Here is a 15,035-nt window from a genome sequence, read left to right on the forward strand (position 1 = left end):
GGGGGAGCGGCGGGGGTGGAGGCCGCGGCGGCGGGGGCCGGAGCGACGGCGGTGACCGCCTGGCTGTTGTTACCGGATTCGGACGTGTTCTCCGGCGTGTAATCCGCCAGGAACTCGTGCCAGCTTTCGTCGACGGACGAGGGGTCTTGCTTGTACTTCTGGTACATCTCGTCGACAAGCCACTGGTTCTGTCCGAACTGGTCTGTTGAGCTGCTCACAGCAGGTGTTCGCCTCATTTCGTTCTTCGCGCTGCGACGTTTGTGACGTGCCCGGCACGGGTAATCGGCGGATGCGCGCCGATGCGCCCCCACTGAGGATATGCCCACCCCTGTTCGCCTTTGGGCATGGCTACCACCGAGCGGACACATTCTCGCGTGACGACTCGTCCTCAGCCGAGAATATGCCTTCCATCGCCTGGGCCGCAGCCCACAGGCGGTAGTACGCGCCGCGCGCCGCGAGTAGTTCGTCGTGCGCGCCGATTTCGCTGATCCGTCCGTGCTGCACGACCGCGATCCGGTCGGCCTGCGCGGCCGTCGCGAGCCGGTGCGCGACGATCACCGCGGTCCGCCCGCGGGTCACGGATTCGCTTGCCACCAGCAGCGATGCCTCGGCGTCTGGGTCCAGCACGGCGGTGGCCTCATCGAGTAGGAGCAGGTCGGGACGGACCAGTTCGGCACGGGCGAGCGCGATGAGCTGACGCTGCCCGGCCGAGAGTCCGCGCCCGCGTTCCCCGACCGGTTGCCGCATGCCGCGCGGTAATGCCTGGATGGTTGCCAGCGCACCCACCGCCGCGGCCGCCGCCTCGATCTCCGCGGGGCTCGCCGAAGGTTTTCCAAATGCAATGTTGCTGGCGATGTCGCCGGTGAAGAGGTGAGCTTCTTGCGGCACCACACCCAGCCGAGCACGGAACTCGGTGAGCCGATAGTCGCGAATGTCCACGCCATCCACTCGGATAGCGCCGGTGTGACTCGAATCGTGGTCCGTTTCATGCCTTTCCGCTATGGAGAACGGGACAACACCGTCGGGAATTTCGTGATTCCGGTCACCTGACACGGGTTCTCGCGGCGGGGTCTCCGGATCGCGCGGCATGTCGTACAGGCGGGCAAGCAGCTTCACAATGGTCGACTTCCCCGCGCCGGTCTCCCCAACCAGCGCCAGGCTGCCGCCCGCCGGAATGGTCAGGCAGACGCCGTCGAGCGCGGGCCGGACCGCGCCGGGGTACTGGAAGCGCACATCCTCGAAGACCACGTCGCCGCGCAGACGGCCGTCGATGACCGCCGGTTCCAGCGGATCGGGCGAGATCGAGGACGGCGTGCGCAGCAGTTCCCCGATGCGCCGCAACCCGACTCGCGCCTGCTGATATCCGTCGAACAGCTGCGACAGCTGCATGATCGGCCCGAACAGCAGCTGGAGATACAGCACGAACGCGACCAGCGTGCCCGGCGTGGTGTTCCCGTTCGCGACCGCCCACGCCCCGGTGAACACGACCGTCGCCAGCGCGATATCGGCCCACATGCCGACGAAGGCGAAGAAGGTGGCGATGGCTCGCTGCGCCCGCATCCGGCTGACCCGGAACGCATTGGAGTAGCCCGCGAATCGCCGCGCGGACTCGACCTCGTGCCGATTGGCCTGGATGACCCGCAGGCCCGCGACGATCTCCGCGAAGTCGGCGTTCACCGTGGCCGAATGCTCGCGCGCGGCACTGTAGGCGGCATCGGAGACCTTGCGGAACCACCAGGTGGCGAGCAGCAGCGGCGGCAGCGTCACGAAGACGATCAATGCCAGCCGGAGGTCGATCACCAACAGCGCCACCGCGATTCCGGCCACCGTCAGCAGCGCGATGAGCGCGTCCGGCAGCCCGGTCTGCATGAAGGTGGACAGCGCGTCGATGTCGGTGGTCATCCGGGTCATGATGCGGCCGGACAGTTCCCGCTCGTAGAAGTCCAGCCCGAGCCGCTGCAGATGGGCGTAGCTGCGCACGCGCAGCCCGAACAGCACGCGCTCCCCGGCCCGATTGCTCCACAGCACCGAGGTCGCGGCGACGACCCAGCCCAACACGACCAGACCCGCGCCGATGGCGGTGGCCCACACCAGCGCCGAGCCATTGTGCTTGCCGACGCCGGAGTCCACGGCGTACCGCACCACGGACGGGAACCCCACGCCGACAAGGGCGTTCAGCGCCAGCAGCACCATGGTGCCCGCGACCAGCCACTTCACCAGCCCCAGCGCGTGCCGCAGTTTGAATCCGGGATCGGGTTCGCGGATCTCGTCCGACTCCAGCCCCGGCTTTTCGGTGGCCGGAGGCAGGTCGCCGAGCACCCGGCGGACCTCCTCGGGCGTATCCCGATCCGGTTCCTGCTCACCGTCGCGCAATTCCGCGACCATCGACGGCGCGGGCTCCGCGACCAGTGCGCCCGGGTCGGCGGCCTCCGGTGCGGGCAGCCGGATCACCCGATCGGCGTGCGCGAGGGTCGATTCCCGGTGGGCCAGGATGAGCGTCGTGCGGCCCGAATCCGTCGGCAGCGAACCGAAGATCGCCGCCTCGGTGACCGCGTCCACGGCGGAGGTGGCGTCGTCGAGCACCAGGATGCGGGGATCCGAGAGCAGCGCGCGGGCCAGGGCGATGCGCTGGCGCTGCCCGCCCGAGAGGGTGAGCCCGCGTTCGCCGACCACGGTGTCGTAGCCGTCGGGCAGGGCATTGATGAACTCGTCGGCCGCGGCCTGCTTGGCGGCGGCCTGGATCTCGGCCGCGGTGGCGTCGGGGCGGCCCAGCGCGATATTGGCGGAGATGGTGTCGGAGAGCAGGAAGGCCTCGTCGAAGACCACGCCGACCGCCTCGCGCAGGTCCGCGCCGCGCAGTTCGGCGATATCGGCGCGGGAGTCCTTGCCGTACAGGCTGATCCGGCCGGATTCGGGGGAGTAGAAGCGGGGGAGCAGCAGGCTCAGCGTGGACTTGCCCGAGCCCGCCGGGCCGATGATGGCCACGGTTTCACCGGGCGCGATATCGAGGCTGAAGTCGCGCAAGACGGGACGTCCGGGTTCGAAACCGAAGGTGAGCCGGTCGATTTCGATGCCGAGCGGACCTTGCGGCAGCGCCACCGGCTTTTCGGGATCGATGCGTTCGGGCGCGTTGTCGATGACCTGGTTGACGCGTTCGGCGGCCGCGCGGGTCAGCTGCGCCATCACCACCACGTAGGACACGATGCGCGTCGAATTGGTCATGGTGGACACGTAGGCGACGAAGGCCAGGAAGGTGCCCAGCCCGATGCTGCCGTGGAAGGCCAGCAGCCCGCCCACCGCGATCACCGCGACCAGCCCGGCCTGCGGAATCGAGCCGAGCGTCGGGCTGAAGCGGGCATCGATGCGGGCCGCGCGCATGCGCTCGGCGTACAGCTTGCGCCCGTGCGATTCGAGTAGGTCGACCATGCGGGCTTCCTGCCCGAACCCCTTCACCACGCGCACGCCGGTGACGGTCTCCTCGACGTGCTGGGCCAGATCGGCGGCCCGCTGCTGCGCGGACCAGGTGGCCGCGTACAGCCGCGGCCGCACCCGGTAGACGACCAGCGCCAGCACCGGCACCACCAGCAGGGCGGCCAGCGCCAAAGGCGGTGAGAGCCACAGCATCACGCCCGCGGCCAGCACGAATTGCAGCGCCGCCACCGACGACCACGGCCCCATGGCCAGCAGTCCCTGCACCAGGGTCAGATCGCTGATGGACCGCGAGATCACCTGCCCGGTGCGCAGCCCGTCCTGCCCGGGTCCGTCGAGCCGCTGCAGCGCGCCCAGCAGATCGAGGCGCAATTCGTGCTGCACGTCCAGGGCCAGCCGCCCGGCCAGCATGCGCCGCCCGAACGAGGCGAGGAACCGCCCGACCGCGAGCACACCCAGCGCCACGGCCATGGCCGCGATGATGCCGGTGTTCCCGGCGGTCGCGCCGTCCAGCGCGTGCTTGGCCAGCAGCGGCCCGGTCACCTCGACCACCGCGCCCAGCGCGATGGACAACCCCAGCCCGGCCAGCATCCACGGGTGCCGCGTACATCGCTGCCACAAGCGGCGCAACCAGCCGCGATCCTTCACCACATCCATCGAACTCATCCCGGAGAACAAGAACTACCCACCCCCACTTTGTTCCCGCCTGCGACCCGTCGTTCCAGTGTGCCGCCGGGCACCGACAGCTGACTTCCCGAGCACCGGCGAGCCGGGCCGGGACAGTGCCTTGTTTCGGGCGCGCGGGCGTGGTCGGCTGGAGATATGCCGATTCAGCGTCTCAATCACGCCGTTCTGTTCGTCTCCGATGTGGAGCGCTCCGCCGCCTTCTACTGCGACGTGCTCGGCTTCCGCCGCCTGCCCGGCGGCTTCCCGGGCGCGACCTTCCTGCAGGCCGCGGACTCGGCCAACGACCACGACCTCGGACTGTTCCGCTCACCGGACCCGTCGGTCCCGCATCGCACCGGTCGCATCGGCCTCTACCACCTGGCCTGGGAAGTGGACACCCTGCGTGAATTGCAGCGCGTCCGCGACGCCCTGGTCGCCGCCGACGCCCTCACCGGCGCATCGGATCACGCCTCCACCAAGGCGCTCTACGCCGCCGATCCCGACGGCATCGAATTCGAGGTCTGCTGGCTGGTTCCCGATGCCGCGGTGGAGGCCGAACTGGCCGCCATGACCGCGCCGAGCATGCCGCTGGACCTGCCGGGTCTCATCGAGAAGTACGGCGCGGACACCCCGGGCGGCCCGCGCACCGATCACGAGGTGTGGCGGCGGCTCGCCGAGCGCCCTTGATCAGATATCGCGGCGGGTGAAGTAGTACCAGCCCGCCGCACCGGCCGCGGCGGTCCAGATCACCAGCAGCGCCATGGCCGCGGGCGTCGGCGCGATGAGCGCGCTCTTGGCGTAGCGCCCGCCGCTGATGGCCCCGACCGTCGAGGCCACCGGCAGGACGGCCGCCAGCCCGCCGAATCCGATGGCGCGCCCGGTGATCCAGATCAGCGGCTCGAGCACGGCCCAGCCCAGGATGGCGGCCAGCGCCCGGGTCGGCGAGCGCAGCACGAAGCCGAGCGCGGACCCGATCACCGCCCAGCACAGCGCGGCCAGCGCCACGCCGAAGAGCACCCCGAAGAAGCCGCTGTCCATGGGCACCCGGTCGCCGCCCGCGAGCCGCATGGCGGCCCCGCCGAGCACCTCCATCACCACCACGGTGGCGAGCGAGAAGGCCGCCGCGACAGCCAGTTTCGAGCCGAGCAGCAGATTGCGGTCGGGGGTGAACAGCGAACTCAGCGCCATCGAGCCGGATCCGAACTCCGAGGCCGTGCCCAGTGCCCCGAACGCGGCCGCCGACGCCACGGTCAGCACCAGCACCCAGGTGGTCAGCAGTGCGGCCCAACCGGATCCGGTGCTGAAGCCCTCCTCATGGTTGGCGCCCGGCTGGAACGACGTGCCCAGCGCGACGAACGCCGCCACCCCCGCCACCACGACCCCGCCGCCGATCAGCCAGTTCAGCCGCACCGAGGTCACCTTGCGCACTTCGGAATTCGCGGCCCGCGCCACCACCGGCGGCACCGTCAGGTTCATCGAGCGTCCTTTCGGAGGAACAGGGCGGACGTCGGTGCGATCACCGATAGGTCCCGTAGACGGCCGACGCCGGGTAATTCGGGGCCGGGGCTCCGGTGTGGGTGAGGGTGGCCAGGACCTGGTCCGGGTGGACGTGCTCCTGGGTGATCTCGGTGAGCTGGACCCGGGCGCTGGAGGCCGCCGATTCCAGTTGCGCGAGTGAGGCTTCCGCGACGGCCAGCCGCCCGTCGGGCCGCATGACCGCGTCGGTGAAGCCGCGCGAGGCCAGCGTGGTGGCCAGCGCGATCGGGCTGGATGCCTTGACCAGCAGGCGATCCGGGTGACTGCGGCGCAGCCGGGCCGGGCTGCCCTGATAGGCGATGCGGCCGCGGTCCAGCACGATGAGCTCGTCGGCCACCGGCAGCACGGTGCTCAGCGTCCGCGAGGTGAGCAGCACGGTGCCGCCGCGGCGGGCGTGGGCGCGCAGATGGTCGTTGAGCCAGGCGGTTTCGCGGACATCGAGTCCGGCGGCCGGATCGTCGAGCACCAGCAGCGGCGGATCGCCGAGCAGGGCGACGGCCAGCGCCAGCCGTGTCTTCACGCCCTCGGGCAGGGTGCCGATGCGCTGATCGGCGACCTCGCCCAGCCGCACCAGGTGCAACAGCTCCTCGGCGCGCTCATCGGAAACGCCTGCGGCGGCGGCGAATACGCGCAGCTGCGGGAACACCTTCCGGGCCGGATGCAGTCCGCGCGGGGTCAGCGTCGCGCCGACCACCTGCCGTCCGGCCCGCGCGCCCGAGCCGGGCCCGCCCACGCTCGCGGTCCCGGAGGTGGGCGTCAGCAGGCCCAGCAGCATGCGCAGCACGGTGGATTTGCCCGCGCCGTGCGGGCCGACCAGCGCGGCCACCTTGCCGGCCGGCACCACGAAGCTCACCTCGTCGACGGCGGTGACGGTGTCGAAGGCCTTGGTCAGGCCCGCCGCGGCGAAGGCCAGCGGCCGGGTCACGGCTGCCGATCCTTGACCGGCGGCTCCACGGCGGGCAGCGGGTCGGCGTCGATGACCAGCGGCTGCGGCCAGGTCAGCGGCGGCGCGCCGAACGCCTTGCGGGCGTTGTCGATCACGCCGTGGCCCAGTGCCCGGTTGCCGAATCCGCCGATGGCCGCGCCGATGCCGGCCGGAATGATCTTGCCGACCATGAGCGCGCTGCGCTTGGCGATGAACTGCACGAGAAACTTCTTGAGCAGCGAGTCGTTCATGGCGTTGATGCCGGGAATCTTGGTCGCCAGCAGTCCGCCCCAGTTCTTGGCGGAGTGGCCGACGCTCTTCTGCACGATCTCCATGCCGGACTCGCCGAGCACCACGGCCAGCACCAGCGCGCGGCGGCGCTCCCGGTCCTCGGGCGCGATGCCGTGCACGGCGGCCACGGCCAGGGTGAACACCGCCGACGCCTCCAGGAAGAACGCGGTCTCCGCGCTCATGGCCGCCAGCGAGGCCACCGTCCCGACGCCCGGCACCGCCGCGGTCGCGCCGACCGCCGTACCCGAGCCGGTCACGGCGTTGAGGTAGAGCTTCTCGAGGCGTGTGATGATCTGCGCGGGCGATTCGCCCGGATGCGCGTCCCGCAGCTTCTTCACGTACTTGGCGACAGCCGGAGCCTGCACTTGGGCTCCGTTGTCGAGCAGCGAGACGACCGCCTTCTCGAGCCCGGCCTTGAACATCGACAACCCCTTACGTGTGCGGTCCTCCGACCGAAACTCTATGGCAACCGGACAACGATTCGCGAGATAGACCGGTTCCGGATGGGAGGGTCCCGCGTGGCGCGAGATCGGCCCGGCGCATGGCGCAAGATCGGCTTACGCTGGACGGCGTGGCAGGCGTGTCCGAAGGCGCGTCCGGAGTTCCCGACCCGCGACTGCGCGCATACGTCCTCGGGTACGAGGGCTACCTGCTGCACGGCTTCGCGCCGGGCACGCACATCGGGATGCCCGGCTCGGCGCTGACCGTGATCATCACCATCGACGAACCCATCGACGTCCCGGTCTCCTCCCATCCCGGGCAGCCGGGCGGCCGCTGGGACATGCTGGCCAGCGGGCTCACGGTGCATCCGGCGGTGATCGCGCACAACGGGTTCCAGCACGGCGTGCAGCTGAATCTGACACCGCTGGGCTGCCGTGCCCTGTTCGGGATGCCCGCGGCGGCGCTCGGCTCGTGGATCGTGGACCTGGCCGATGTGCTGGGCCCGCGCGCGGCCGAACTTCGCGAACGGTTGTCGCTGCTGTCCGCCTGGCCGGACCGCTTCGCCGTCATCGACGAGATCCTGCTGCGGCAGGTGCACCCCGTGCACTGGGACCCCGAGCTCACGCGTGCCTGGTCGCTGCTCTCGGGTCCGGACCCGGCGGTGCGGGTGGCCGCGGTGGCCGACGAGATCGGCTGGAGCCGCAGGCATCTCGGCAACCGGTTCAGCGCCGAATTCGGGATCTCGCCCAAGGACGCCGCCCGGGTCTCGCGCTTCGAACGGTCGCGCCGCCTGCTGTGCGAACCGAACCTGCCCCCGCTCGCCGCGGTGGCCGCCGTCGCCGGGTACTACGACCAGGCGCACATGGCCCGCGAATGGCGCGAGCTGGCGGGCATGCCGCCCTCGGTCTGGCTGGAGTGCGAGGAGTTCCCATTCGTCCAAGACCGCGAGATCGCCGAGGCGGCAGGGTAGGCGCATGAGCGAAACGACAACCCCTGTGAAGACCGCGACCGTCCTGTGGCCGACCCTGGTCTACCGCGACGCGAAGGCCGCGATCGCATTCCTGGAGCAGGCCTTCGGTTTCGAGACCCGGGCCTGCTACACCGACGGCGACATCGTCCAGCACGCCGAACTGGCCTGGCCGGGCGGCGGCGCGATCATGCTCGGCGGCGTCCGCGAGGACATGGCGCTGGAATGCCAGCCGCCCGGCGTCGGCTCGGTCTACATCGCATTCGACGACATCGACGCACTGTACGCCCGCGCGCAGGCCGCGGGCGCGAACATCACCCGCGAACTGCGCGACGAAACCGACTATGAATCAAGGGGTTTCGTCTGCCGTGACCCCGAAGGTGTCTATTGGAGCTTCGGCACCTATCGGGGCGCGACGGGGGAGTAGACCGTCAGACCGCACCGTGACCGGCGGGCACCCGCTCGGCCTCCAGCGGCGGAGGCGGCGGGGTGCCGTCGCCGAACGGCTTGCCGCCCAGGGCTTCTCGACCGTGCGGGGTCAGCCAGTCGCCGAGTTCGGGACCCTTGGGGACGATCTTCGTCGGATTGATGTCGGTGTGCACGATGTAGTAGTGCTGCTTGATCTGCACGAAGTCCACGGTGTCACCGAAGCCCGGGGTCTGGAACAGGTCGCGGGCGTAGGCCCACAGCACCGGGAACTCGATGAGCTTCTGCCGATTGCACTTGAAATGCCCGTGATACACCGGATCGAAGCGGGCCAGCGTGGTGAACAGCCGGACGTCGGCCTCGGTGATGGTGTCGCCCACCAGATATCGCTGGGTGGCCAGCCGCTGCTCGAGCCAGTCCAGTGCGGTGAACAGCCGATCGTAGGCGGCCTCGTAGGCGTCCTGCCCGCCCGCGAATCCGCATCGATACACGCCGTTGTTGACCTCGGTGTAGACCCGCCGATTCACCGAATCTATTTCCGCGCGTAGGTCTTCCGGATACAGCGCGGGCGCGCCGGGCCGGTGGAACTCGGTCCACTCGGTGGAGAAGTCCAGGGTCATCTGCGCGTAGTCGTTGGTGACCACCGCCCCGCTGCGCTCGTCCACGATGGCGGGCACGGTGATGCCGCGCGGGTAGTCCGGGAACCGCTTGAAGTAGGCGTCCTGCAGGAAGTGGATGCCCAGCACCGGATCCACCTCGCCGGGATCCAGATCGAAGGTCCAGCTGCGCTTGTCGTGCGTCGGCCCGCACAACCCCAGGGACAGCACCGATTCCAGCCCGAGCAGCCGCCGCACGATGAGCGTGCGGTTGGCCCACGGGCAGGCCCGCGCCGCCACGAGGCGGTACCGCCCGGGCTCGACCGCGTACCCGTCGCGCCCGTCCGCGGTTATCCGCGTCTGGATGTAATTCGTGTCCCGCTTGAATTCGCCGGGTTCGACATAGCTGCCCGGCTCGCTTTTCGACGTGGTCACCCGCCCAGTCTGTCAGATGAAGTCCGCGCCCGGTCTGTCCCGAAAGTGAGCGGGCGCATACATTCGCTTCCATGACTGACTCGAAGCCCACCCGCCTGGAACGCATCGTCACCGCGGGCGGCGCCGACGCGGCGGTACTCACCATCGCGCACCCGCCGCTGAACCTCTTCGACAAGGCCCTGCTCGAGGCCCTCGCGGTGGATCTCGAGGAACTGTCGGCCAATCCGCCGCGGGCGCTGCTGGTGCGCGCCGACGGCAAGCTGGTCTCCGGCGGCGTCGACGTGCACGTCTTCGACGGGCTCACCGAGGACGAGGGCGCGCAGCTGTGGCAGACGCTGTTCGCGCGCATCATCCACCCGCTCGAGGCGCTGCCCTGCCCGGTGATCTTCGCCGCCCACTCGCTGACCCTGACCGCGGCCTTCGAAATGGCGCTGGCCTGCGACATCATCCTGGCCGCGCCCAAGGCCAAGTTCGGTCTGGTGGAGACCGTGGTCGGCCTGACCCCGTCGATGGGCGGCCCGCAGCGGCTGGCCGAGCGCGCCGGCTCCGGCCGCGCCCGCGAGTTCGTCATGACCGGCGACCTCTACGACGCCGCCACCCTGGCCGACTGGGGTGTGGTCAACGCCGTCCACGAGGATGTCGACACCGCGGCCCGCGCCCTGCTGGCCCGGCTCGCCGACGGCCCGACCCGTGCACACGCCGCCACCAAGCAGATCATCGAGGCCTGGCGTTCCGGCGGTGTGGCGCACGCGGATTCGGTGACGCCGCAGGTCTCCGGGCAACTTTTCGGCACCGAGGATCTGAAGAACGCGGTGCGCAGCTTCCTGGAGGTCGGGCCCGGAAAGGCCACGTACACAGGCAAGTAGGGGGCAATCGCGAAATCGGCCGCCCGGTCGCGTTGCGCGCCCGGGTGTGTCGGCTTTCCTCGGGCGTGTCAAGCCCGCCACCTGCGCGGGTGTGTGATTGGGGGGCAATCGAAACCGCTCGGCCGCGAAACCCGGTCCGGCGCTGCGAAAGGCACCGCGAATACGACGTTTCCGCAGGCTCGCCCGGGGGAACACGGGGTTGACCGGGCGGTGATCTGTTTCCGCGACGTCAAACCCTGACATCCGTTTGCCGACAATCCGCCCACGGCTGTGATCTGCATCATATAGTCACTCATGCCTGGCAGGGCGAACGAGGCACTCGGAGGGACGATGTCGCAGTTACTCGTGGAATACCCGCAATCTCGCTGTGCAGGATCGAAAGACGAAGACCGGCGCGACAACCCGCTGGCGCGCGCGGCCGACGGCATCCTGCGCTACGGCAACCTCACGCCCGCGCTCACCGAGCTACTCGACATCCAGGTCCACACCTTCGCCGCCCGCGAGGCCGTGGTGGAGATCGGCGGCCCCCGGCTCACCTACCGCGAACTCTGGTACTCGGCCTCCCGCATCGCCGGCGGCCTGCAGGAACACGGCATCGGCTACGGCGACCGGGTGGCGGTGCGCATGCCCGTCGGCGCGCGCTGGGTGCAGGCGTTCCTGGGTGCGCTGCTCTCGGGCGCGGTCCCGGTGCTGGTGCCCGACGGCCTGCCGGACGCGGTGGCCGAGCGCGTGATCGGTGACGCCTGCATCGATTTCGTCCTCGACGGCGGCGGCCGGGCGGCCGGGTACCGCGAGGCCATGCCCGATGCCGCGGCCTTCATCGACGACGGCGCGTCCCTGGGCGAGCTGGCGCTGCTCTGCTACACCAGCCCCTGCCTCGGGACCGGCCCGCGCGGAGTCGAGCTGACCAACGAGAACCTGCTCTCCGCCATCCGTTCCGTGGTCGGCGCGCTGGAGCTGCCCACCGACGGCCTGCGCAATCTGGTGCTGCTGCCGCTCGCGCACGCCAGCGGCTGCGTGGACCAGCTGCTGCCCACCTTCGCCGTCGGCGGCACCGTGGTGCTCACCCCGGACCGGTCCGCGGTGCCGGAAGCCCTTGTCGCCGAACGCATCGACATGGTTTCGGCGACACCCCGCATCTTCGCTGGGCTGCTGCCCGGTCTGGCCGGATTGCGGGTGGAGCGGGTGCGCCAGATCTGCAGCGCCGGGCACCGGGCCGAATTGGCCGCCGCCGATCCGGCCGCCTGCGCGGCGGTGTCGGCCAGCCTGCGCGAGGTGTTCCCGGAGGCCCGTCAGTGGTCGGTGTGGGGCGCGACCGAGACGTCGGGTATCGGCCTCGCCCGTGACGACACCGCATTCGATTTCGGCGGGGCCGCGCCGGGCCGCGACACGCTCGGATTCGCCTTCGGCGGAACCGAACTCGCCCTGTGGGGTCCGCGCGCGGACACCGGTCACGGCGAATTGCTCTGTCGCGGACCCAATGTCGCCCCGCGCTACTGGAACGACCCGCAGACCACCGAGTCCCGTTTCACGGGGACCTGGTTCCATACCGGCAACCAGGTCAGCATCGACGCGGACGGTCTGGTCCGGCAGGCCCTGGTGGACTAGTCGAGCAGCCGCGCCCGCAGGGCGTCGCGCATCTCCGGCGCGATGCCGATCTCGGCGAGGTAGCCCTCGATGCCGCCGTACATGTCGAGCATCGAGCGGGTGGCCGACTCCAGGTACTCGGGCTTCACGCCGAGCAGGTCGTCGGAGAGTTCCTCCGACGTGCCCGCGGCCATGAACGAGCGCAGCGTCGGCACCGCGTCATTGCTGAGCAGGTAGTCGGCGTAGACGTCCTCCTCGGTCACGTCGACCGCCCGCAGCAGGGTGGCGACCGCCCAGCCGGTGCGGTCCTTGCCCGCGGCGCAGTGCACCAGCGCGGTGCCGGCCAGCACGGATTCGGCCAGCGACTTGATGGCGGTGTGTGCCTCGGGCAGGGCCGGGAACATCCGGTAGACCTCGAGCATGTGGGCGGCCGCGGTGGTGTTGCGGCGGGCCTCGTGCGGCGGGGTCTCGCCCATGCGCGAGTCGAAGGGCGTGATCCGCAGGCGAACCCCGTCCGGCACCACGTCGTGGCCGATGAAGTCGATCTCGGCGAGTCCGCGCAGATCGTGTACATCGGTGACCCCGAGCGCGTTCAGCGTGGCCAGGCCCGCCTCGTCCAGACGGCTGAGCTGGGCCGACCGGAGTAGGACGCCCTCGCGGACCTGACGCCCGTCGAAGGTGCGGGCACCGCCCAGGTCGCGGAAATTGAAGGTGCCGGAGATCAGGAATTGGTCAGGGCGCGCAGAAGTCACACCGTCAGGCTAACTGCGGGTCGCATTCTCGTCCCCGGGTGTGGGCTCGCGCACAGACGCTATGTTTCGGCGCACACCCGTCCTTAAAATACCGAGTGGTCCTATCAACGGCTTTACCAGGCGATCGTTCAATTTGATCATTCCCATCCGATCGCGGGCCTGTTCCAATTGGGTAACAAAACATTCTTCAGGTACGTAACTGGCTATCAAAGCTGGTTACGAAGCCGAAAAACGACGTAACATCGATACCCGTTGAACGGGTACTCCGGGGTACTGACCGGAAGATCAGCGCCGATCTAGCCACCCGTTGAGCGAACCGCGCGGGCGTCGTGACCTCCGGGTCCCGGAGCCGCCGCGCGAGTTCTTTCGCCAAAGGGAGTCGTCGTTGAGCGCAAGTGGAGAAATCACCCAGGTCGGACTTCGTCCGGCCATGACCGAGGCCATCGAAAAGACGGCCGGGTCGCTCGACTTCAGCGGTAACCGCGCCCTGCGCATCCTGCTGCACGCGGGTGTCAGCACGTTGTGGCCGATCTTGAAATCGCATCCGGATCGGCAACTGCGGGCCTACGAGTCCACGCTGGCCGTGTTGCGGGCGCGCTGGGAGAATCAGGCGGCATGCGTGCCGGACCCGGTGGCCACGGCCATGTTCCGGGATCTGGACGCCGATGTCACCTCGTTCCTGGACCTGTGCGCGCGGCGCTCGGGCACCCAGTGGCTGGAGCCGGTGGAGGCGATCGCGGCCTACCTGCTGGCCGTCATCCAGGGCATGGTGCTGCGCTGGCTCGCCGATTGCGATGACGAGATCTCGCTCGTCGTACTCGACGATCTGGTGTCCTACCTGTCCACGAAGGCTGTGGACCTGCCCTAGAACCGATGGGATCTGCTCCGGAACTAATGCTGGACGAGTGACCAAGTTCGTGGTCGAATGATCTGGTGACCGATCCGTCGCCGATCAGCGGGCTGCACGCGGCCACCGCCGATCTGGAGCCCCCGCTGGCCGCGGTCGATATGACCGCCCTGCGCGCCAATGCCGCCGACCTGGTGAGCCGCGCCCGCGGCGTGCCGATCCGGGTGGCCAGTAAATCCGTGCGCTGCCGCGCCGTGCTCGAGGAAGTGCTGGGGCCCAAGCTCACGGCCTCCGGCGGATTCGCGGGCATCATGGGTTACTCACTGCGCGAAGCCATCTGGCTGGTGCGCGAGGGCGCGCGCGATGTGCTGCTCGGGTATCCCACCGTGGACCGGCACGCGCTGGCCGAACTCGCGGCCGATCCGCTGCTGCTGGATTCCATCACGCTCATGGTCGACGACGTCGACCAGCTGGATCTGATCCGCGACGCCGTCGGTAGCGAAAAGGTCGCTCCCCGTGTGTGTCTGGATGTCGACGCCTCGTTGCGCATCGGGCCGATCCACCTGGGTGTGCGCCGTTCGCCGATCCGCACCCCGGAGCAGGCTTCCGAACTGGCCGCCGAAACCCGTTCGCGCGGTTTCCGAGTCGTGGGGCTGATGACCTACGAGGCGCAGATCGCGGGCCTGCCCGACTCCAATCCCGCTGTGCGCCTGGTGAAGAAGCTGTCCGCCGACGAGATCGGCAAGCGCCGCCGCGCAGTGGTCGACGCGGTGCGCTCGCGCATCGGTGAGCTCGAGCTGGTCAACAGCGGCGGCACCGGATCCATCGAGGTCAGCATCAGCGATCCGGATGTCACCGAGGTGACCGCCGGGTCGGGTCTGTATCTGCCGACCTTGTTCGACGGCTACCGCAATCTCGCGAAGCGGCCGTCCATGTACTTCGCCGCGCCGGTGCTGCGGCGGCCCGCGCCGGGCATCGCCACCGTCTTCTCCGGCGGCTACATCGCATCCGGTCCGGCGGGCGCGTCGCGTGTTCCGAAGCCGGTGTGGCCCAAGGGTTTGAAGCTGATCGGCACCGAGGGGGCCGGTGAGGTGCAGACGCCGGTGACGGGTGCCGACGGATTGCAGATCGGCGATCGCGTCTGGTTCCGGCACGCCAAGGCGGGCGAGCTGTGCGAGCGGTTCAACGAGGTCCACCTGGTCGACGGCGATGGCTCGCGCACGACGGTGCCCACCTATCGCGGTGAAGGCCACAACTTCGGCTGACGAGGG

The 15,035-nt window shown here is 69.6% G+C and carries 14 protein-coding genes; 7 read left to right on the plus strand and 7 right to left on the minus strand.

What is annotated here, in order from left to right; genetic code table 11:
- On the minus strand, positions 1-218 hold a 218-nt coding region (locus tag ACAM49_RS24350; RefSeq protein ID WP_369637878.1), incomplete at its 3' end, for a hypothetical protein.
- 130 nt (positions 219-348) lie between these two features.
- Positions 349-4,095, minus strand: a complete 3,747-nt coding sequence (locus tag ACAM49_RS24355; protein ID WP_369637879.1) for an ABC transporter ATP-binding protein — start codon at positions 4,093-4,095, stop codon at positions 349-351.
- Positions 4,096-4,251: 156 nt separating this feature from the next.
- Between ACAM49_RS24355 and ACAM49_RS24360 the strand changes: the two genes are divergently transcribed.
- Positions 4,252-4,782, plus strand: coding sequence for a VOC family protein (locus tag ACAM49_RS24360; RefSeq protein ID WP_369637880.1), 531 nt, complete (start codon positions 4,252-4,254; stop codon positions 4,780-4,782).
- Here the strand turns inward: ACAM49_RS24360 and ACAM49_RS24365 are convergent, their stop codons facing one another.
- From ACAM49_RS24365 to ACAM49_RS24375, 3 genes are read right to left on the minus strand one after another with little or no spacing between them, the layout of a single operon-like run.
- Positions 4,783-5,571: a hypothetical protein gene (locus ACAM49_RS24365; RefSeq protein ID WP_369637881.1), complete on the minus strand. Its 789-nt coding sequence runs from the start codon at positions 5,569-5,571 to the stop codon at positions 4,783-4,785.
- A 40-nt stretch (positions 5,572-5,611) separates the two neighbouring features.
- The gene (locus tag ACAM49_RS24370) at positions 5,612-6,556 is read right to left on the minus strand and encodes an ABC transporter ATP-binding protein (RefSeq protein WP_369637882.1); all 945 of its coding nucleotides are present in this window, start codon (positions 6,554-6,556) and stop codon (positions 5,612-5,614) included.
- Positions 6,553-7,269: a hypothetical protein gene (locus ACAM49_RS24375; protein ID WP_369637883.1), complete on the minus strand. Its 717-nt coding sequence runs from the start codon at positions 7,267-7,269 to the stop codon at positions 6,553-6,555. Before ACAM49_RS24375 ends, ACAM49_RS24370 begins: the two co-directional genes overlap by 4 nt.
- Positions 7,270-7,418: 149 nt before the next feature.
- Here ACAM49_RS24375 and ACAM49_RS24380 point away from each other — a divergent pair, with 149 nt between their 5' ends.
- Positions 7,419-8,258 (plus strand): helix-turn-helix domain-containing protein, encoded by an 840-nt coding sequence (locus ACAM49_RS24380; protein ID WP_369637884.1) that lies wholly within the window; start codon positions 7,419-7,421, stop codon positions 8,256-8,258.
- 4 nt (positions 8,259-8,262) lie between these two features.
- Positions 8,263-8,682 carry a VOC family protein gene (locus ACAM49_RS24385; RefSeq protein ID WP_369637885.1) on the plus strand — a complete coding sequence of 140 codons (420 nt, stop codon included), beginning with the start codon at positions 8,263-8,265 and terminating at the stop codon, positions 8,680-8,682.
- A gap of 4 nt (positions 8,683-8,686) precedes the next feature.
- On the opposite strand, the gene ACAM49_RS24390 is transcribed toward ACAM49_RS24385, so the two are convergent.
- Positions 8,687-9,712, minus strand: coding sequence for a glutathione S-transferase family protein (locus ACAM49_RS24390; RefSeq protein WP_369637886.1), 1,026 nt, complete (start codon positions 9,710-9,712; stop codon positions 8,687-8,689).
- Between the two features lie 71 nt (positions 9,713-9,783).
- On the opposite strand from ACAM49_RS24390, the gene ACAM49_RS24395 reads away from it, so the two are divergent.
- Positions 9,784-10,578, plus strand: a complete 795-nt coding sequence (locus ACAM49_RS24395) for an enoyl-CoA hydratase/isomerase family protein (RefSeq protein WP_369637887.1) — start codon at positions 9,784-9,786, stop codon at positions 10,576-10,578.
- A gap of 330 nt (positions 10,579-10,908) precedes the next feature.
- Positions 10,909-12,186 carry a class I adenylate-forming enzyme family protein gene (locus ACAM49_RS24400; RefSeq protein WP_369637888.1) on the plus strand — a complete coding sequence of 426 codons (1,278 nt, stop codon included), beginning with the start codon at positions 10,909-10,911 and terminating at the stop codon, positions 12,184-12,186.
- Here the strand turns inward: ACAM49_RS24400 and ACAM49_RS24405 are convergent.
- The gene (locus ACAM49_RS24405; RefSeq protein WP_369637889.1) at positions 12,183-12,917 is read right to left on the minus strand and encodes a tyrosine-protein phosphatase; all 735 of its coding nucleotides are present in this window, start codon (positions 12,915-12,917) and stop codon (positions 12,183-12,185) included. The two genes, ACAM49_RS24400 and ACAM49_RS24405, sit on opposite strands and share 4 nt — an antisense overlap.
- A gap of 385 nt (positions 12,918-13,302) precedes the next feature.
- Here ACAM49_RS24405 and ACAM49_RS24410 point away from each other — a divergent pair, with 385 nt between their 5' ends.
- Together ACAM49_RS24410 and ACAM49_RS24415 are read left to right on the plus strand one after the other, a co-directional pair.
- Positions 13,303-13,785 (plus strand): TetR family transcriptional regulator, encoded by a 483-nt coding sequence (locus tag ACAM49_RS24410; RefSeq protein ID WP_369637890.1) that lies wholly within the window; start codon positions 13,303-13,305, stop codon positions 13,783-13,785.
- 65 nt (positions 13,786-13,850) lie between these two features.
- Positions 13,851-15,029, plus strand: a complete 1,179-nt coding sequence (locus tag ACAM49_RS24415; RefSeq protein ID WP_369637891.1) for an amino acid deaminase/aldolase — start codon at positions 13,851-13,853, stop codon at positions 15,027-15,029.
- The last annotated feature ends 6 nt before the right edge of the window (positions 15,030-15,035 follow it).

Source organism: Nocardia sp. JMUB6875 (assembly GCF_041154655.1).
GTDB lineage: Bacteria > Actinomycetota > Actinomycetes > Mycobacteriales > Mycobacteriaceae > Nocardia.